Origin of the sequence: Pedobacter psychroterrae (assembly GCF_004331695.1) — a bacterium.
GTDB classification, from domain to species: Bacteria; Bacteroidota; Bacteroidia; order Sphingobacteriales; family Sphingobacteriaceae; genus Pedobacter; species Pedobacter psychroterrae.
Genome location: NZ_SJSL01000006.1, coordinates 23,537 through 42,084, shown reverse-complemented (window position 1 = coordinate 42,084; position 18,548 = coordinate 23,537). Strand labels below are relative to the sequence as shown.

The 18,548-nt window shown below is 43.9% G+C and carries 14 protein-coding genes; 8 read left to right on the top strand and 6 right to left on the bottom strand.

The window, feature by feature from the left end:
- Positions 1 to 47 precede the first annotated feature (47 nt).
- Positions 48 to 797, bottom strand: a complete 750-nt coding sequence (locus EZ437_RS17475; RefSeq protein WP_131597362.1) for a TrmH family RNA methyltransferase — start codon at positions 795 to 797, stop codon at positions 48 to 50.
- Here EZ437_RS17475 and tamL point away from each other — a divergent pair.
- On the top strand, positions 788 to 3,181 hold the full coding sequence (gene tamL, locus EZ437_RS17470) for a translocation and assembly module lipoprotein TamL (protein ID WP_131597361.1): 2,394 nt from the start codon (positions 788 to 790) through the stop codon (positions 3,179 to 3,181). The two genes, EZ437_RS17475 and tamL, sit on opposite strands and share 10 nt — an antisense overlap.
- Here the strand turns inward: tamL and EZ437_RS17465 are convergent.
- Genes EZ437_RS17465 through EZ437_RS17455 form a run of 3 tightly spaced genes read right to left on the bottom strand, consistent with a single transcriptional unit; the run spans position 3,178 to position 6,554 of the window.
- A complete protein-coding gene (locus EZ437_RS17465; RefSeq protein ID WP_131597360.1) occupies positions 3,178 to 3,708 on the bottom strand; it encodes a hypothetical protein in 531 nt (176 codons plus the stop codon). The two genes, tamL and EZ437_RS17465, sit on opposite strands and share 4 nt — an antisense overlap.
- Entirely contained in the window at positions 3,705 to 6,035 is a 2,331-nt protein-coding gene (locus EZ437_RS17460) for a patatin-like phospholipase family protein (protein WP_131597359.1), read from the bottom strand. Before EZ437_RS17460 ends, EZ437_RS17465 begins: the two co-directional genes overlap by 4 nt.
- Before the next feature lie 36 nt (positions 6,036 to 6,071).
- Positions 6,072 to 6,554 (bottom strand): TspO/MBR family protein, encoded by a 483-nt coding sequence (locus EZ437_RS17455; RefSeq protein ID WP_131597358.1) that lies wholly within the window; start codon positions 6,552 to 6,554, stop codon positions 6,072 to 6,074.
- Positions 6,555 to 6,745: 191 nt separating this feature from the next.
- On the opposite strand from EZ437_RS17455, the gene EZ437_RS17450 reads away from it, so the two are divergent.
- The 3 genes from EZ437_RS17450 to EZ437_RS17440 all read left to right on the top strand — a co-directional run bounded on the left by EZ437_RS17450 (position 6,746) and on the right by EZ437_RS17440 (position 9,763).
- Entirely contained in the window at positions 6,746 to 7,000 is a 255-nt protein-coding gene (locus EZ437_RS17450) for a hypothetical protein (RefSeq protein WP_131597357.1), read from the top strand.
- A gap of 67 nt (positions 7,001 to 7,067) precedes the next feature.
- Positions 7,068 to 8,771 (top strand): arylsulfatase, encoded by a 1,704-nt coding sequence (locus EZ437_RS17445; protein WP_225869610.1) that lies wholly within the window; start codon positions 7,068 to 7,070, stop codon positions 8,769 to 8,771.
- Positions 8,771 to 9,763 carry a formylglycine-generating enzyme family protein gene (locus EZ437_RS17440; protein ID WP_131597356.1) on the top strand — a complete coding sequence of 331 codons (993 nt, stop codon included), beginning with the start codon at positions 8,771 to 8,773 and terminating at the stop codon, positions 9,761 to 9,763. The genes EZ437_RS17445 and EZ437_RS17440 overlap by 1 nt, the downstream gene beginning before the upstream one ends.
- On the opposite strand, the gene EZ437_RS17435 is transcribed toward EZ437_RS17440, so the two are convergent.
- Positions 9,756 to 10,115, bottom strand: coding sequence for a response regulator transcription factor (locus EZ437_RS17435; protein ID WP_165500464.1), 360 nt, complete (start codon positions 10,113 to 10,115; stop codon positions 9,756 to 9,758). The genes EZ437_RS17440 and EZ437_RS17435 overlap by 8 nt on opposite strands.
- Positions 10,116 to 10,339: 224 nt before the next feature.
- Here EZ437_RS17435 and EZ437_RS17430 point away from each other — a divergent pair, with 224 nt between their 5' ends.
- The 4 genes from EZ437_RS17430 to rhaT all read left to right on the top strand — a co-directional run bounded on the left by EZ437_RS17430 (position 10,340) and on the right by rhaT (position 17,985).
- Positions 10,340 to 13,069, top strand: coding sequence for a glycoside hydrolase family 78 protein (locus EZ437_RS17430; protein ID WP_131597354.1), 2,730 nt, complete (start codon positions 10,340 to 10,342; stop codon positions 13,067 to 13,069).
- Between the two features lie 35 nt (positions 13,070 to 13,104).
- Positions 13,105 to 15,783, top strand: a complete 2,679-nt coding sequence (locus EZ437_RS17425) for an alpha-L-rhamnosidase (RefSeq protein WP_205942743.1) — start codon at positions 13,105 to 13,107, stop codon at positions 15,781 to 15,783.
- The gene (locus EZ437_RS17420; protein WP_131597353.1) at positions 15,783 to 16,814 is read left to right on the top strand and encodes a GntR family transcriptional regulator; all 1,032 of its coding nucleotides are present in this window, start codon (positions 15,783 to 15,785) and stop codon (positions 16,812 to 16,814) included. The genes EZ437_RS17425 and EZ437_RS17420 overlap by 1 nt, the downstream gene beginning before the upstream one ends.
- Before the next feature lie 91 nt (positions 16,815 to 16,905).
- On the top strand, positions 16,906 to 17,985 hold the full coding sequence (gene rhaT, locus EZ437_RS17415; RefSeq protein WP_131597352.1) for an L-rhamnose/proton symporter RhaT: 1,080 nt from the start codon (positions 16,906 to 16,908) through the stop codon (positions 17,983 to 17,985).
- Between the two features lie 59 nt (positions 17,986 to 18,044).
- Here the strand turns inward: rhaT and EZ437_RS17410 are convergent, their stop codons facing one another.
- A complete protein-coding gene (locus tag EZ437_RS17410) occupies positions 18,045 to 18,515 on the bottom strand; it encodes a rhodanese-like domain-containing protein (RefSeq protein WP_131597351.1) in 471 nt (156 codons plus the stop codon).
- Positions 18,516 to 18,548 lie beyond the last annotated feature (33 nt).

Genomic DNA, 18,548 nt, shown 5'->3' with positions numbered 1-18,548 from the left:
GTTAAAATTCAGGCTGCAAAAATAGTAATTATAAGTTACTATCCAATTTATTTCTGTAAATTTCTGCTAATATCGGCACATAATATAGCTGCAGAAACTGCAACGTTTAAGGATTCGGCAGCGCCTACCCTTGGGATCGTTACAGGATGGGTAATTAAGTTCATAACCTGCGGAGTAATTCCCTGCCCTTCATTGCCCATTATGATCAGTCCTTCCTTGCCCCAATCTGTTGTATACAGGCTGGTTCCATCCAGTACCGCGCCAAATATGGGCAGGTCACAATGCTCCAGAAAGGGGGGAAGATCGGTATAGTATACTTTTACCCGGCTCAGTGAACCCATAGTAGCCTGTACAGTTTTTGGATTGTAAACCTCTACTGTATTGCCCGAACAGATCACCTGCTTAAAGCCAAACCAGTCGGCCGTTCTGATGATTGTGCCCAGATTACCCGGGTCCTGCACTCCATCAAGTACAATGGAAAATGAGTTTTTCAGCGTATTGGGGTCTAAAACCAAATCTTTTGGGATATGAACCAGTGCGATAATACCTTGTGGGGTTTGCAACGTACTAATCTTCTCCAATTCAGCGTTGTTTACTTCAAATAACTTTATATTTGCAGGCAAATTTGGTAATAAAGACTGATATTGTGACAGGAAATAGACACTATGGATCTGGTAAGAAGAATGAATAAATTCTACAATGGATTTTATACCTTCGATGATAAATATCGCGTTTTCTTTACGGTACTTTTTTTGATGTAACGATTTTATAAACCCTATCTGAGATTTTGAAAGCATACTGTAATTATAAAAGCAATGTCCGGTTTCCTGCAATATTACCATTTATTATTCTTTTTGTTACAGCGTGCTCGTCAACAAAATACATAAGTGATGAGCAGGCAATCGTTAAAAGGGTCAGAATAGACAGCGTAGATAAAGCCTTTGAGGAAGAAGCGCTCAACTATATACAAAAAGATATCCGGCCAACATCTACCATAGGTATCAATGTGTTGATATATAACATTTTTAATACCAAAAATGGAAAGTATAAAACCAGCAATATTAAGCCGCTTGGTACCCCGCCTCCCATACTAGACAGTACTTTGGTAGAGATATCCCGTACGCAGATAGAGAAATTTCTGGCTAGTAAAGGCTATTTCAAAGCTAAAGTAAAATCCAGTATCGAAATCAAGAATAAACGTGCAAAAGTATTGTTTAAAGCAGATCAAGGCCCTTCTTTTTCAATCAGTAAGATCTCTTATGATATTCCGGATTCGCTGATCAAAAGATATTACTTTGAAAACAAAGCACTGTTTAGTCACCTTAAAGAGGGAATGAGGTACGATGATGATTCGCTGGCATATGAGCGCAATCATATTTATTTTGTGATGAAGCAAAATGGGTATTATGATTTTGCCCGTCCCTATGTTAAATTTAGTGTGGACTCCGGACTTAATGCCAGCAAGGCAAATGTAACCCTGGTCATTGATAATCCGCAGGATAAACCCAGTCATGTTAAGTATTCCATTGGTGAAGCAAACGTAATCATCGCACCCGATGCTGATGGTTTTCCAGATTCAATTTTGCGGAATGATAAAGCACTAAGAGGAACGAGGTACACTGATCTGTCCCGGAAATTCAAAAGAGGCCCAATTGTACGGTATAACTTTTTGAGGGATTCTACAACATACGACATCAGGAATGAAAACCTGACCTACGACCGGATGTATGAGCTGAATGTGTTTAAAAACGTAAAGATCGATTATGATAAGGCTAAAGACAGTTCCAATAAAGTGCTTCCGGTTATTTATCTGATCCCGCAAAAGATCATGAGCAACCGGGTGGAAGGTGAGGTGCCATTTAATGCAGGTACTGTTGGTTTTACTTTGAGTAATACTTATACAAACAACAACCTGCTGAGGGGTGCTGAAAGATTCGATTTTCAGGTAAAAGGTGGTTTACAGTCTAGAATTGGTAATGGGAGTAGTCTATTTAGTGATATTTACCAGCGTGATTTATCTTTAAGCGCCAATTTATCTGTACCCAGGCTAATGGTGCCATTCATTAGCGCAAGGCCTGGAAGACGCGGTGGAATGCCGCATACTATTTTCTCTACAAGCTATGTGTATTCCCTGCAGCGGGCAGTCTTTGAAAGGCATGTGTTTCTTAGCTCCGTTACCTATGAGTTTACGGAGTCGAAATCTAAATTCCATTCCCTTACTCCCTTAAATTTTGAATACCGATTTGGAGGTTTGCTATTTGATGTAAATGATCCGAACAATTCTTCTGATATATTGCAGAATTTCTACAACTTGTCGTTGCTGGACAGAAGAGACCTGACTTTTGGTATTAAATATACCTTCTCACTAAATGCCGAAAAACTCCTGTCCACCGGTGATTTTGTATATTTCAGGGGAGGTATGGACATGGCAGGCAATATGCTGCAGTTATTTACCAAGCTATCGGGCAATAAGCACAATCCTGACAGTGCAGATTATGGAAAAGTACTTGGCCTGCCATTCAATCAATATATGCGTCCGGAGGCCGATGTACGCTGGTATAAGAGCCTTGGTGGTGACCGGCAATTGGTAGCGAGGATCAACGCCGGTGTAGGATACGCGTATGGAAACTCTACCTCAATGCCTTTTGAGAAACTATTTTTTGCAGGAGGATCGAGTGGTGTGCGGGCATGGCAGGCAAGGACACTCGGCCCGGCCAACTATAACAGAGGGGACGAGCTTCCTGTTGAGGATCTTAGGAAAGCGCTGTATGGCCTGGATCAGCTGGGAGAAATGCATATAGAGGCCAATCTTGAATACCGGTATAAGCTGCTTAATAATTTCTTTGGTGCAAAGCTTAAAGGTGCGTTCTTTCTGGACGCGGGAAACGTCTGGAACGTGACGGCCAACAGGGTTAAATCGACTTATTTCGATTTCAGCAAACTGGGCAACCAGATAGGCATCGGTACCGGAGCGGGCTTCAGGTATGACGTTCAGTATTTTGTATTCAGGTTTGATGTGGGATTAAAGCTTAAAGACCCTCAGTTTCCGGTGGGTGAACAATGGGTGATCGGCAAGTTCCTAAATGGTGCAAAAGACTTTAAAGATCAATACTTTATCTCCCACAGCCCAGAAAGATACCGTTTTCTCCAGTACAATTTTGGTATTGGGATGCCTTTCTAAAACACCGACTTTAACCCGTCAAATATCGTTTCGAAGAAGGTGCCGATGCTCAGTCCGTTGCTATGGTTGAAATAGATAAAGATAAGTAGTATTATTACCGCTGCAATGATGAACTTCCTAAACGCGAAGGCCAGGAATATAATGATGGCCGGAAAGAGTACCAACCAGAAGCTGCTAATGGCATAGGGATTAAGATTGCCATCCTTTTTATAAACATACAGGAGTTTGCTGTGCGTACCGGCATCATTTTGGTGCTTAATGTATACAAAAGATGATCTTTCAAGCTGCAGTGGCAGTATGGCTATACCGTCGTTGAACTTTAGTTCCTGTGTAAACCCGCTTACTGTAAAGGTATAGATCCCGTTTATCGTCTCCACCGGGTTATCCAAAGAATCTGCAGCAATGATGGCTAGCTTGCTGTTTTTGAGCAGGCTCTCTTTTACAATAAAATTATTGATTGCTACATTTTGGGCAAAACTGGCACTGTAAATTACCATGAGCAGTATCAGCGGGTATATCCTTTTCATTCTATAGATCGTTTATTGTAAATCAAATATCCCAAATGTAATAAAACCCCGTTTCTTTTTACGGGATCATCATATAAATTATAACTGAAGCTGATAGGACCCACAGGCGTATGGTATACCATGCCTGCTGTAGCAGCGTATTGCCATTTTGTGAAGGTATTCATGTAATCTACCCCCTGCAGCCCGATCTTTTCAAATTTGCGATGAGGCAGAAATGCATAGCCCTCCAACCTTAGGTCAAGGTTTCTTCTGAGTTTATAAACGTTTTTTATCCCGCCTGCAAGGTAACTGGTAGCCCTGAAGTTCTCCAGAAATAAGGAACGGCTGTCCTGAAGGGGGTAAAAGGACGGTGCGGTCAACAATGTTGAGTAATAATTGCTCCACAATGGCTGGTTGGACAGTACGGTTTCTGCCAGGTAGCCGATGGTATATCTGGGTGTGATCGGGAAATAATTCTCGTCACTTATTTTTAGGTTAAGCCAATGTCTATACTGCTGGTCAACGATCTTTTTACCTGCCAGCATTGGGATATTAGTAAAGGAATCATTGTAGATATTGCCGGGAGTATAGCTCTCCCTTCCTGCAAAATAATTTAAGCTCCATAAAAAATTACGGCCTTTGGATGGGTACTGCTTTCGATTGAAGGTATACTGTTCAAATGCCAGGGTAGACCTGGAAGCATTGAAGATGGTCTTGTCCAGTTCATCGCCCACAGAGAAGGTATTGTCGGGACTATACTTGTCACTATTGTTGATGAATGCCGTATTGAGTGTTATTTTGGTATTTCTGTTTAGCGGAAATCCAATTTTAAGATCAATCTTTCTGTCTGCCTGCTCAATATAGGTGGGGTGTGGGTTTTCGATAAAGATAGAACTGGTGTTGTAATAATCAAAGTGATTGTAGGTCATTTCCATAGCCAGGAAGAGTGGCAGTCCTGATGGATAATCTATGCGCCCGCTTAGCTGTAGCGATTCATAAAAACGGCCTGAATATACATTGGCGCCAAAGGTGTACGACTTGCGGTTCAGGTAGTTGTATTGTAAGCCCAAAAACACATTGCTGATGGGCCTGGTAGAGATGTTGCCGCCAAAGTCTACCTTAAAACTCTTTTCCGGTCTTGCTATGATTTCAAAATTGTAGGTGTCGGTGACCGGGTTGTAAGATATTTTAGGGTAAATTGTTTCAAATGTTTCATCTGCCACGAGCTTGTAATAACCGCGCTTGATGTCTTCCAGGTTGAAGGTAGCACCGTCCCTTTTAAAAAGGCGTTCGATGTATCTTTTCTGCTGCTCGTTGACCCCGGATATCGTAATGCCGCTAAATGCCAGGTTGGGTTTTTTATTGTTGAAGTTATTTCTTTTGTGCATTATCTCTGTCTTACTCACGCGTCTGCTTACTCTTTTTTTGATCAGGTCCATCTCAGCGATGGTGGCGTCATAACCCTGTTTGATCAGGGCTGCTACCGGATTAAAATTGGTCACTGAATAATCGGCAAGATTTGGCTGGATGTATACTCCATTTTCACCTATCAGGGTTGAATCTGATTTGGACAGGAACATAAATACCATCAGCCGGCTCATCAGACGTTCATCTGTATTCTTCGGGTATTCATTATACGTTTTTGCAGACACATTAGAGCCGATGATCATGTCCGGCTTAAAACTCTTCTTCATTACATCGGCCGGAAAATTATTGTACAGTCCGCCGTCAAAAACGTATTTGTCGTCGAGTTTGATGGGCCTGTAGATCAGCGGAACAGTCATCGTACCCCTTACGGCTTCGGCAAGGCTACCCTTGCTTACGGTGATGCTGGTCTGGGATAATACATCAGAAACCATACACCTGTAGGGTACAAAGAGGTTGTCAAAATTGTCTTTTGCAATGGCAGATGCCTGCGAGAAAAGTTCCAGCAGGGCAAAGTTTAAAGGGATGTCATTTACCAGGTTCGACCTGAAGTTCATCCTTAAATTTGTGTCTACAGAGAGTTTGGCCGTCAGTATGGAAGGGCTGATGCTCTTTTTCTGGAAAAAGAAACTGTAGTCGCTCTGATACCTGCCACCCACCCAGTCCTGGAAGTCCCTGCTCAGGGCAATTTTTTCAATTTGCTCAGGTGAATATCCCGCTGCGTACATGGCGCCTACTATGCCGCCCATAGAGGTGCCGGTGATGTAGTCAACAGGGATATCGTTTTCTTCAAGCGCTTTAAGGATGCCAATATGTGCAATTCCCTTGGCTCCGCCGCCGCTCAATACGATCCCCACTTTTTGTGCAATGCTCGCAAATGCATAAAAAGTGAGGATAATAATAAGCAGGGTTTTATGTAACATGATACCTTAAATTTAAGGTTTTTCAGCCTCACTTTATCAGTTCAGCGCAAATATGTTATAGGTAAGCACGCTGGCAAAGCTAACCCATAAGATATAAGGAATAAAAAGCAGTCCGGCAGTTTTATCTATTTTATAAAATACACGGGCATTGATGATGATCGCTACCAATAGTGCGATGATCTCAATTAAAGCTATGCCAAGTTCATGCGCGTAAAAAAACAGGAAGGACCATAATAGATTCAGTACCAGCTGGATAAAATATATCGCAGCTGTACGCGGAAAATGTGCGATCTGATCCCTTTTCTGCCAGATCAAGTAAGCAGATATCCCCATCAGGATATACAGTGAGGTCCATACCGGGCCAAATACCCCGTCAGGCGGATTAAAGGACGGCTTGTTTATCGTTCTGTACCAGGTGTCTACCGATGAGGCAGTAAAGTAAGCTCCTATAGCGCCAATACCCAGTGGGATGGCCAGATTGATAATAAAGGCAACGAAGTTAAATTTCTTTGCGGACATACTGAGGTATTTGATTAATTGTTTCGATTAACAACAAACATACCTAAGTTTAGTTTATTTCTTCGCTATAAAACGTTCTTTGGCAAGATATCTGCCGCGGTCAAGTCTTTGCCCAAACTTTCTTTTAGTGTAATTGTTGTAAGACGGGAGAGGCAATAAAAACTTACTTAACGGTTTTTAAAAAGAGAAATATGATCAACGAGAATGAAGAACAGTTTGAAAACCCCGATGTAGATCCGGGTTTTAAAGGTCATCAGGATGAAGGCCTGGCTGGACGCGAAGACAAAAGGACGCATAACATTGACGCCAATATTAGTATCAAAGAAATGCGGGGAGGCAAAGACGCAGAACAATCAGAAGAAACACCGCCTGAGGCGCAGGAAAATGATGCCATGAACTATAAGAATGACCGGGCACAAGGTGCGTTTAACCCTAAAAATATTTAAGAATGATATAAAGAGGCGCGAATCTGTTAACTTTGGTTTTAGCGTGTGTTACAAAGCGCCAAACCTTATGCTATTAAAAAATACCCTCAGGTTTTTATGTGTTCTGGTACCGATGATCATAATGGCCTTCACTGTTACCTATACTAACAAACCTGCACCTAAAAAAGATTTGCGGCCAAACATTGTACTCATCATGGCCGATGACCTTGGTTATTCAGACCTGGGTTGCTATGGTGGGGAAATCAACACCCCTAATCTTGATTATCTGGCTGCAAATGGGCTTAGGTTCAAAAAGTTTTATAATACTTCCCGTTGTTGCCCATCGAGGGCCGCATTGCTAACCGGGCTATACAACCACAATGCCGGCATAGGTGAAATGACGGCCGACCGAAATATGGAAGGTTATAGAGGAGCGCTGGGCAAAGATGCGGTCACACTGGCTGAGGTGCTTAAAGACGCCGGATACAGGACCGCCATGTCAGGCAAATGGCATGTGTCAAATACTGTTGAACAAGCCACCCCACAAGCCCAGCTGGACTGGCTGAACCACAAAACCAAACATCCATTATTTTCTCCGATAGAACAATATCCGACCAACAGAGGCTTTGAGAAATTCTTTGGAACGCTGTGGGGCGTAGTAGATTTTTTTGATCCCTTTAGTCTGGTGAGCGGAACTACACCGATTAACACCGTACCTAAAGATTATTACCATACCGATGCGATCAGCGATTCTGCCACCGCATATATTAAAGAATTCAGTAAAGGCGACAAACCGTTCTTCTTGTATGTAGCACAAAATGCCCCGCACTGGCCTTTGCAGGCTTTGCCGGAAGATATAGAAAAGTATAAAGACACTTATAAAGCTGGATGGGATGTTATCCGCAAGGCGAGGTACGATCGTATGCTAAAATCCGGTCTGATAGATTCGGTTACTACCAAAATCTCCCCAAGGATAAATGACGACCTGCAATGGGAGGACAATCCGGATAAAGAATGGGGAGCCAGGGCTATGGCAGTTCATGCGGCCATGATAGACCGTATGGACCAGGGCATAGGCCGGATGATTGCTGCATTGAAAGAGACAGGGCAATTAGATAATACGCTGATTGTATTCCTGAGTGATAACGGCGCCAGTCCCGAAGACTGCTCCCGCTACGGAAAGGGATTTGACCGACCGGGTGAAACCAGGGATGGCAGAGAGATTGTCTATCCGGTAAATAAGAAAGTATTTCCAGGCCCGCAAACAACCTTTGCTTCTATAGGCCAGCGCTGGGCCAATGTAGCCAATACCCCGTATCGCTTCGCCAAGGAACAATCGTATGAAGGTGGGGTACGGACGCCGATGATCGCCTTCTGGCCTAAAGGCATTACTGCTAAAAAAGGATCTATGACAGATCATACCGGCCATGTGATGGATTTCATGGCTACTTTTGCTGACCTTGCAGGGGCCAAATATCCGGAAGTATATAAAGGAAATCAAATAAAGCCCATGCAGGGACTGAGCTTTGCGCCAGCATTTAAAGGTAAAAAAAGCATCGGTCACGAGTACTTGTTCAATGAGCATTACAATGCACGGTCTGTCAGGTCTAAAGAATGGAAGATGGTTTCTTTATCTTCAGATACCAGCTGGCACCTATACCGCGTAAAGGATGATGAAAGCGAGTTGAATGACCTGGCGGCACAATACCCCGGGAAAGTAAAAGAACTCCATAAGAAGTGGCAGGAATGGGCGCTTCAAAATCATGTTTTACCAAAGCAAAAAGCCAGATAATGCGGAGCATAAGGATACTATTTTTTGCTGTGCCTTTTATGATAGCCTGCAATTCAACTGAGAAAGATAGCAGTACCCTGAATCAAACTGCCGCCGATTCATTCGCCTCCTGTTCGGATGGGCTCCCAAAAAGGTATGGAGTGGGTCTGGACAGTCTGCGCATAGCAAGAGGAAAGGCCAGTCACGAAGGCATGGTTCAAATCCCTAAAGGTAAATCTACTTCCGAATTTTGGATAGATGTTCATGAAGTTACGAATGCACAGTTCAGGAAATTTGTACAAGCCACAGGCTATATCACAACGGCAGAGAAGGCGCCGGATTGGGAAGAATTGAAGGAACAAATGCCACCCGGAACACCCAAACCGCATGATAGCCTGCTTGTAGCAGCCTCGCTGGTATTTCATTCGCCGCGACAGGTAAATGGCCTCAGTGATCCCGGACAATGGTGGAGGTGGACAAAAGGCGCAAGCTGGAAACATCCCCAGGGACCAAAGAGCGATATAGATAAGAAAGATGACTATCCGGTAGTACAGGTATCCTGGGATGATTGCACGGCTTACGCCAAATGGGCAGGTAAGCGCTTGCCTACAGAAGCAGAATGGGAATTTGCCAGCAGGGGAGGTTTGGCCGATAAACCCTTTCCATGGGGTGATGAACCTATTGAAAGTGGCAAGCCCAAGGCCAATACCTGGCAGGGTAATTTTCCGCTCCGCAATACCAATTGGGACGGATTTTACGGACTTGCAGCAGTAAAGCAATTTAAGCCCAATGGCTATGGACTATACGATATGGCTGGCAACGTTTGGGAATGGTGCAGGGACTGGTATACAACAGGACTTCAGGGTTCAGCACCTTCAGAGAAAGTAATTCGGGGCGGCTCTTTCATGTGCAATGACAGCTATTGCCAGGGCTATAAGGTAACAGCCAGGATGAAATCATCCAGGGATACGGGATTGGAAAATACCGGATTCAGGTGTGTAAGCCCTAACTAGCAGCCAAATAGGTATTGATCGTATTTCCCAGCTCAATAAGGTCAAAAGGTTTAGGGATGAATTCCTCCGCTTTACATCTTTTTACGGCCGCCTCATCGGAGTGTGCAGACATGATCAGTACCGGTACTTCAGCTGACCTTGAATCATGCTTTATTAAATTGCAAAGGTCAATTCCGTCACCATCGGGTAGCATTACATCTACCAGAAAAATATCCGGTACTTCGTGTTTAAATGCCTTTGTAAAATCTTCTGCTCTTGCGAATAGCCGCACCTTGAACCCTTCTTCTCTAAGAAAATAGTCCAGGATGAAACCAATGTCTTCATTATCCTCGATAACAAATATGCTTTTCATAGCTGATGCCATAGTTATATTTAATAGGTAAAACAATTGTATAACCAGCGAGTGCCTAAATGGTTTTGGTTAAATTGTTAAATTAACATCTATCTTCGTGATTATCTGGTGTTTTGTTGGATTAGGTTCATTTGCGGTAATGCCGGGCCAGAGACAGAGCAGGACAGTGCATGATGCCAATCCGGAAATAATTGCGGATACTAGTAGCGTACCAATTAACCATTATGAACCGTATATTACCACACAGCACCCAACGGCTACTGCAAGTATCAGTCCTTGCAGCATTGCTGATAGTGAATTTTATCGCATTTACACAAAATGCAGCAGCACAGAAAATAAAATTAACAGGCCTTCAGGTCGAGCATCAGGACAATCCAATGTCTGTAGATGCCAGCGCACCACGGATGAGCTGGAAGATCAGCACAGCCATAAAAAATACCGTTCAGACTTCCTACGAGATCAGGGTAGGTACTGACCAGGCTGCGCTTTCATCAGGTAAAAAGATCTTCTGGAAAGGTAATAAAAATAGTGAACAGTCAGTATTGGTCGCTTATGATGGCCCCGAACTGCAGTCTAAAACTCGCTATTACTGGCAGGTGAGAATAAAGGACAATCATGGGAATACCTCGGCCTGGAGCCAGGTACAGTACTGGCAAACGGGACTAAAACCGACAGACTGGACCGCCAAATGGATCACAGTCGGAACCACCGATACCTCGGCCAAAAGTCCTTTGTTCAGAAAAGAATTTAATTTGAAAAAACAGGTAAAATCTGCACTAGCTTATATCACCGCCAAGGGATTGTATGAAGCAAATATCAATGGTAAGCGAGTAGGCGATAGTTATTTTGCTCCGGGATGGACGAGTTATAAAAAGCATTTGCAATACCAGGTTTACGACGTAACCGGATATTTGACAGCGGGTAATAATGCCATAGGGGTAACACTCGGAAATGGCTGGTACAAAGGCAGGATAGGATTTGGCCACCAGCGTAATTTTTATGGTGATACCAGAGGGCTGCTGATGCAGGTTGAGGTTGTTTATACTGATGGCAGTAAAGAAACCCTGCAGACCGATGAAAACTGGAAAACTGCTTATGGGCCAATCGTGTTTTCAGATATCTATGACGGGGAGATCTATGATGCAAGACTGGAGAAAGCAGGCTGGAACAGCGTTGGCTATGCAGAAGATGCAGAATGGAAAGCCGTAAGGATACTTGAAAAAGGAACAGAACAGCTGGTAGGCATGAGCGGACCAGAGGTAAAAAAACATGAAGAGTTCAAAGCATTGAAGATCTTTAAAACACCTAAAGGCGAAACAGTAGTTGATTTCGGACAGAATCTGGTAGGCTGGGTAATGCTGAAAGCCAAAGGCTCCGCAGGTACAAAAATTACCTTAAGTCATGCCGAGGTATTGACTAAGGAAGGTAATTTTTATACCGTAAACCTGCGTTCTGCCAAAGCTCAGGATGTTTATATTTTGAAAGGTGATACCGACCAGGTATTTGAGCCGCATTTTACCTTTCAGGGTTTCAGATATGTGCAGGTAGAAGGCTATCCTGGTGAACTAAAACCGGAAGACCTGACTGCTGTAGCGGTTTACTCTGATATGAAGGCTACTGGTAAGTTTACTACTTCCAACCCATTGCTGAACCAGTTGCAGCACAATATTCAATGGGGACAAAAAGGCAATTTTGTAGATGTACCTACCGACTGTCCGCAGCGCGATGAGCGTTTGGGCTGGACAGGAGATGCGCAGGCATTTGCCAATACAGCAGCCTATAATATGGATGTTTCTGGATTTTTTACCAAATGGATGAAAGATGTAAAGGCAGATCAGCATAAGAATGGCAGCATTCCTTTTGTGGTGCCGGATGTGCTTGGTCCAAACGATGCCGGTGCAACAGGATGGGCAGATGTTGGCACCATCATTCCATGGTCAATGTACCAGGCTTATGGCGATAAACGCATTCTTGAAGCACAGTTTGACAGCATGACGGCATGGGTAGAGTTTATGACCTCAAAATCAAAAAACAACCTCTGGAATACAGGCTTTCACTTTGGCGACTGGCTGTTTTACAGACCAGATGATGACAATGACGGCCGTGCGGCAGTAACAGATAAATATATGATCGCGCAATGTTTTTATGCCAATTCTGTACAGATCATGATTGACGCAGCGAAAGTACTGGGAAAGAATGATATTGCAGACAAATACAGCAAGTTGCTTACTGATATAAAGACTGCTTATGTAAAAGAATATATGACACCGGGAGGGAGGCTGATTTCGTCTACCCAAACGGCCTATGTACTGGCATTGCAGTTTGATATGCTGCCGGAAAGCATGAGAAACCAAGCCGCAGACCGTCTGGTAGAGAACATCCGCAGCTATGGCAATCACCTTACAACCGGCTTTTTAGGCACACCATACCTCTGTCATGTGCTTACGCGCTTTGCCCACAACGAGGTAGCTTACGATTTACTGATGCAGGAGAGCTACCCTTCGTGGTTATATCCTGTCAAAATGGGTGCTACCACGATATGGGAACGATGGGATGGAATTAAGCCAAACGGAAGTTTCCAGACACCGGACATGAACTCTTACAACCATTACGCCTACGGTGCCATCGGCGATTGGATGTACCGCAACATGGCCGGTATCAATTCAGATCCTTCTGCACCGGGCTACAAAAAGATAATCATTGCACCTAAACCAGGTCGCAAGATCAGCTCTGTTTCGGCTGAGCTGAGTACACCATATGGACCGGTACGTTCATCCTGGAAAATAGAGAATGGGGTATTTAAGTTGGATGTTGTCATTCCTGCAAATGCTACTGCAACGGTAATATTACCGGGTGGCGCCTTTAAAGATGGCGAACAACTCACTAATAAATCAGAAATTGGCTCTGGAAGCTATCACTTTGAATGCAATGTGCCGGAAGGCAGTGCTAAGTAAGAGAATTAGATAGTTGCGGTACAACATATAATAACATGAATTTTTTAAATAAATCCCTCAATGCGCTTTTAATAATGTTTATCCTGCTGCCATTTACCCAAAAGGTATATGGCTTTGCAGCAATACAGCCATCTGCACTTGAGTGTGAGCACCTGATCAGACCACTGGGCATTGACGCGGCTAATCCGCGCTTATCCTGGCAGTTAAATGATGCCAGGCAGGGAGCCAAACAGACGGCCTATCGTATTTATGTTAGTAAAGACTCGGCTGCTGCAGCAGGTAAAAAAGGATTGATATGGGATTCTGGTAAAATTATGTCATCATCCAGCTTACTTATTTATAATGGCAAGGTGCTCGAACCCTTTACCAAATACTACTGGATGGTTGAGGTATGGGACAAAGATGGCAAGCCTGTCACGCCAGCTGTTTCCAGTTTTGAAACCGGAATGATGAAGATGGAAAACTGGAGAGGTACCTGGATCAGCGACAGAAATGACATCAACACCCTGCCTGCCCCGTATTTCAGAAAGGTATTTGACACGCCAAAGAAAATCAAATCTGCAAGGGCATATATCGCCGTTGGCGGATTGTATGAACTTTATCTAAATGGGAAAAAGGTAGGGAATCACCGCCTTGACCCGATGTATACCCGTTTCGACAGGCGTACCATGTACGTCACTTATGACATCACCACGCAGTTGCAAAGCGGTAAAAATGCAGTGGGCGTATTGCTGGGCAATGGCTGGTATAACCATCAGTCTATCGGAGTATGGGACTTTCATAACGCACCCTGGAGGGCAAGGCCTACGTTTTGTCTGGATATGCGGATTACTTATGAAGACGGGACTACCGCGCTGGTTACTTCCAATGGCGACTGGAGAACAAGCTCGAGTCCGATAGTACTGAACAGCATCTACACCGCAGAGCATCACGATGCCAGACTGGAACAACCAGGATGGAACACTGTCGATTTTGATGATAAAAAGTGGCATGGCATTACACTGCGCGCGGCACCATCCAACAACATTGTTAGCCAGGCCATGCAGCCCATCCGCAATGTAGAAGAGATGCCAGTAAAGTCACTGAAAAAGTTTAACGATACCACCTATGTATTTGATCTGGGCAGAAACATTGCAGGTGTGACCCGCATCCGCGTAAGCGGAGAAAGCGGTACAGTACTCCGCCTTAAACATGGTGAACGGGTATATAAAGACGGCAGGGTAGACCTGACGAATATTGATGTATACCATCGTCCTAAAGATAAATCTGATCCCTTTCAGACAGACATCATCACGCTGGACGGCAAAGGCGAGGTAGAATTTATGCCTAAGTTCAACTACAAGGGCTTCCGGTATGTAGAAGTAACGAGCAGCAAGCCTGTTGCGCTGACCAAAGAAAGCATTACCGGCTATTTTATGCACAGCGATGTAGCGCCAACCGGCAAGATCAGTTCGTCTAATCCATTGGTAGACAGGTTGTGGTGGGCTACAAACAACTCCTATCTGTCCAATCTGATGGGTTATCCGACCGACTGTCCGCAGCGCGAAAAGAATGGCTGGACAGGTGACGGACATTTTGCCATAGAAACAGGTCTGTACAATTTTGACGGGATCACCATTTACGAAAAGTGGCTGGCAGATCACAGAGATGAGCAGCAGCCAAACGGCGTATTGCCAGATATTATTCCTACAGGTGGCTGGGGTTATGGATCGGCCAACGGAACGGACTGGACCAGTACCATTGCCATCATTCCATGGGAGATTTATCAGTTTTATGGCGATAGCAAGCTGCTTTCTGATTCGTACAACAGCATTAAAAAATATGTGGGTTATATCCAGCAGATCAGTCCGGAAGGCCTGACTTCCTTTGGTCGTGGCGACTGGGTGCCGGTTAAGTCTACCTCCTCACTGGAATATACCTCATCAGTCTACTACTACGTAGACGCTACCATTCTTGCCAAAGCTGCCAAATTGTTTGGCAAGCAGGCAGACCATGCTTATTACACCACCTTGGCTGAAAAGATCAAGTCGGCCATTAACAAGAAATACTTTAACGCGGCTACCGGGATCTATGGAAGTGGCGTGCAGACAGAGTTAAGCGTGGCGTTGCAATGGGGTATTGTGCCAAAAGGCATGGAAGCCAGGGTAGCAGAAAACCTGGCCAAAAGAGTGGCGCAGGACGGCATGCACATCGACGTAGGTGTATTGGGGGCAAAGGCGGTGTTAAATGCGCTGAGTGACAATGGACAGGCAGAAACAGCCTATAAACTTGCCTCACAGGATACCTACCCATCATGGGGATGGTGGATTGTGAACGGAGCCACAACCCTGTTAGAAAACTGGGATATGAAGGCAGAACGAGATATCTCCGACAACCACATGATGTTTGGCGAAATAGGTGGCTGGTTTTTCAAAGGCCTCGGTGGAATTAAAATTGACGAAGCCAATCCCGGTTTTAAAAATATCCTGCTAAGACCTAATTTTGTAAGCGGTCTTACTCATTTTGAAGCCAGTCACGATGGCCCTTATGGCACCATCTTGTCATCCTGGAAAAGATCAGGAACGGCGGTGATATACAATGTTACGGTACCTGCCAATTCCACCGCTACTGTACAGTTTAACCTGACCGGGACGCAGAAAGCTTACAAAGATGGAAAATTGCTAACCGCCACCACAAACATTGGCGCAGGTAAATATCAATTTGAAATTAAATAATGAAGAAGACCAGTTTTTTTGACTTTATTGTTATTGACGGGGATTCGGCAACGCCTAAATACCTGCAGCTCTCCAGCGCCATCATCAAGACCATAGAGCAGGGTAAGCTGAAAAAGAACGACCTCCTGCCGTCCATCAACGAACTGAGTTATAAACTGGAAATATCCAGGGATACTGCAGAAAAAGGATATAAATATCTGAAGAACATTGGGGTCATCAATTCCGTTCCGGGCAAGGGATACTACATTACCAATACAGAGTTCAAAAGAAAATTAAAAGTCTTTTTATTGTTCAATAAGCTTAGTTCACATAAAAAGATCGTGTATGATGCCTTTATTGCCGCCCTCGGCGATGAAGTATCTGTTGATTTTTATATCTATAACAATGATTTTACACTGTTTAAGAAATTTCTGACCAATCAAAAGGAGGATTACTCACACTATGTGATCATCCCGCATTTCATAGAAGGAGAAGAGTATGCACAGGAAATCATCAATACCATTCCAAAGGAGAAGCTGATCCTGCTCGACAAAAGAATAGCAGGTGTGGAAGGAGAGTATGCGGCTGCCTACGAGAATTTTGAAAAGAACATCTATGATGCCCTGGAACAAGCGCTTTCTCATCTCAGCAAATACCATACATTGAAGATTATTTTTCCTGATAAAAGCTATTTCCCAAAGGAGATCCTGCGCGGTTTTCACCGTTTTTGCCAGCAGTACGCGTTTTCTCACAAGGTAGTAAGCAACATCTCTGCCGAGGCTATTGCTGAAGGCGAAGTGTTTATCAGCCTGATGGAAGATGACCTGGTGATCCTGATAGAGCGGATCATAGGGATGAAGCTCAAAGTAGGAAAAGACGTAGGAGTGATCTCTTACAATGAAACACCCTTAAAGAAAATCATTCTGAATGGCATCACTACCATCTCTACCGATTTCAAGTTTATGGGTACCATCGCTGCAAATTTAATACTGGACAATAGCAGGCGCCACGTGGAAGTTCCTTTTTACTATACCAAAAGAGCCTCTTTGTAAACCAGTGACATGATAGTACAGGACAGTTTAATTAAACATCTTGTATACATTAGGGTAATCAAATTAAACCAAATATAAACGCACAATTTTTATGCAGGTAATCTTCGGAGTTATTTTTCATTTTATCGGTGGCTTTGCTTCCGGCAGTTTTTACATCCCTTATAAGAAAGTGAAGGGCTGGGCCTGGGAGACATACTGGATTGTTGGGGGATTGTTTTCCTGGCTCATCGTTCCGCCTATCGCCGCATGGCTTACCATTCCTAATTTTACAGATATCATAGCTACCACCAATGGACAAATCCTATTGTTAACCTATTTCTTTGGTGTGCTCTGGGGTATAGGGGGGCTTACCTACGGGCTTGGTGTACGATACCTGGGCGTATCCCTCGGTAGCTCCATTATATTAGGTCTCTGCTCTGTATTTGGCGCACTGATACCTTCTGTATATTACAATTTCAACCCTACCGCAGGCAAAGACAGCCTGAATGATATGCTGGCGAGTCAGTGGGGGCAGTATGTACTTGTCGGCCTGTTGGTCTGTGTTATCGGGATCATCGTATGCGGTAAGGCAGGAGGCATGAAAGAGAAAGACCTGATTGCTGCTGGCAAGGGCGATCCATCCAATAAAGAATACAAGTTGGGTATCGGATTGTTTGTGTCCATTGTATCTGGTATCCTGAGTGCCTGTTTTGCTTTCGGTATTGATGCCGGTAAGGACATGGCAGCAGTGGCTAATGAAACCTGGAAGAGCATCCATCCGGGCGAGGGAGAATTCCTTTATCAAAACAACGTAACGTATATTCTGATCATGTGGGGTGGCCTGACCACCAATTTTATCTGGTGTATGATCTTAAATGCACGCAATAAGACCTTTGGTAATTATACTGATAAAAAGACCCCTCTTCTTCGCAATTATGTATTCTCGGCCATTGCTGGTACCACTTGGTTCCTTCAGTTTTTCTTTTATGGTATGGGCGAAAGTAAAATGGGCAATGGTGCAAGTTCATGGATTCTGCACATGGCCTTTATCATTCTGATAGCCAATGCCTGGGGTTTGGTATTGAAGGAATGGTCGGGTGTTACGAAAAAGACATTTTATACCGTGATTGCTGGTATAGCGATCATTATATTATCCGTGCTGATAGTCGGATATGGCAACTCATTAAAATAGCGCTCAAACAAGAAGAGGTTGGCCAACGCCGGCCAGCCTCTATTTTATTCCACCTGTAATTACTCGGCCTCCAGCGGATATCCTTTTGAAGTCCAGTTAGTGTTCAGGTTATCAGTCAGGTTTAGTAGTTTCACATTCTTCAGACCAGCTATTCTTAGCGCATTAAATGCCGGACGTATGTTGGGGCATTTGGCAAAAGGGCAACAACCACAGTAAATTACAATCTTAGTACCCTTAGGCAATGCAGCAGCAGTTTTTTTCAGGTTCTCAATATTCTCGGCTTTGTTTCCGGCGCCTACGTGTACCGCACCTTTAATATCCTGTACAGAACCGATGTTAAATATTACAGGCGCTTTCTTAGCCTTTATAGCATCAGCAAGTTCTGCAGGTTCTATTAAATGAGTTTTAACCCATGGATCTTTAAGTCCCAGCGGGTTTGACTGAATAGGGGAGATTTGCGCAAAGGCATTTGATATTCCCGCTGTTACCATGAACAGGCATAAAAGGGCAGGTAGGGTGATTTTTTTCATTGGTGAATTTAAAGATTTTCTTTTATAACTGAT

Bases quoted from the DNA above. Each gene is read 5' to 3' on its own strand.
- EZ437_RS17475 (WP_131597362.1), bottom strand. From the start codon at position 797: ATGCTTTCAAAATCTCAGATAGGGTTTATAAAATCGTTACATCAAAAA.
- EZ437_RS17465 (WP_131597360.1), bottom strand. From the start codon at position 3,708: ATGAAAAGGATATACCCGCTGATACTGCTCATGGTAATTTACAGTGCC.
- EZ437_RS17460 (WP_131597359.1), bottom strand. From the start codon at position 6,035: ATGTTACATAAAACCCTGCTTATTATTATCCTCACTTTTTATGCATTT.
- EZ437_RS17455 (WP_131597358.1), bottom strand. From the start codon at position 6,554: ATGTCCGCAAAGAAATTTAACTTCGTTGCCTTTATTATCAATCTGGCC.
- EZ437_RS17450 (WP_131597357.1), top strand. From the start codon at position 6,746: ATGATCAACGAGAATGAAGAACAGTTTGAAAACCCCGATGTAGATCCG.
- EZ437_RS17445 (WP_225869610.1), top strand. From the start codon at position 7,068: ATGCTATTAAAAAATACCCTCAGGTTTTTATGTGTTCTGGTACCGATG.
- EZ437_RS17440 (WP_131597356.1), top strand. From the start codon at position 8,771: ATGCGGAGCATAAGGATACTATTTTTTGCTGTGCCTTTTATGATAGCC.
- EZ437_RS17435 (WP_165500464.1), bottom strand. From the start codon at position 10,115: ATGAAAAGCATATTTGTTATCGAGGATAATGAAGACATTGGTTTCATC.
- EZ437_RS17430 (WP_131597354.1), top strand. From the start codon at position 10,340: ATGAACCGTATATTACCACACAGCACCCAACGGCTACTGCAAGTATCA.
- EZ437_RS17425 (WP_205942743.1), top strand. From the start codon at position 13,105: ATGAATTTTTTAAATAAATCCCTCAATGCGCTTTTAATAATGTTTATC.
- EZ437_RS17420 (WP_131597353.1), top strand. From the start codon at position 15,783: ATGAAGAAGACCAGTTTTTTTGACTTTATTGTTATTGACGGGGATTCG.
- rhaT (WP_131597352.1), top strand. From the start codon at position 16,906: ATGCAGGTAATCTTCGGAGTTATTTTTCATTTTATCGGTGGCTTTGCT.
- EZ437_RS17410 (WP_131597351.1), bottom strand. From the start codon at position 18,515: ATGAAAAAAATCACCCTACCTGCCCTTTTATGCCTGTTCATGGTAACA.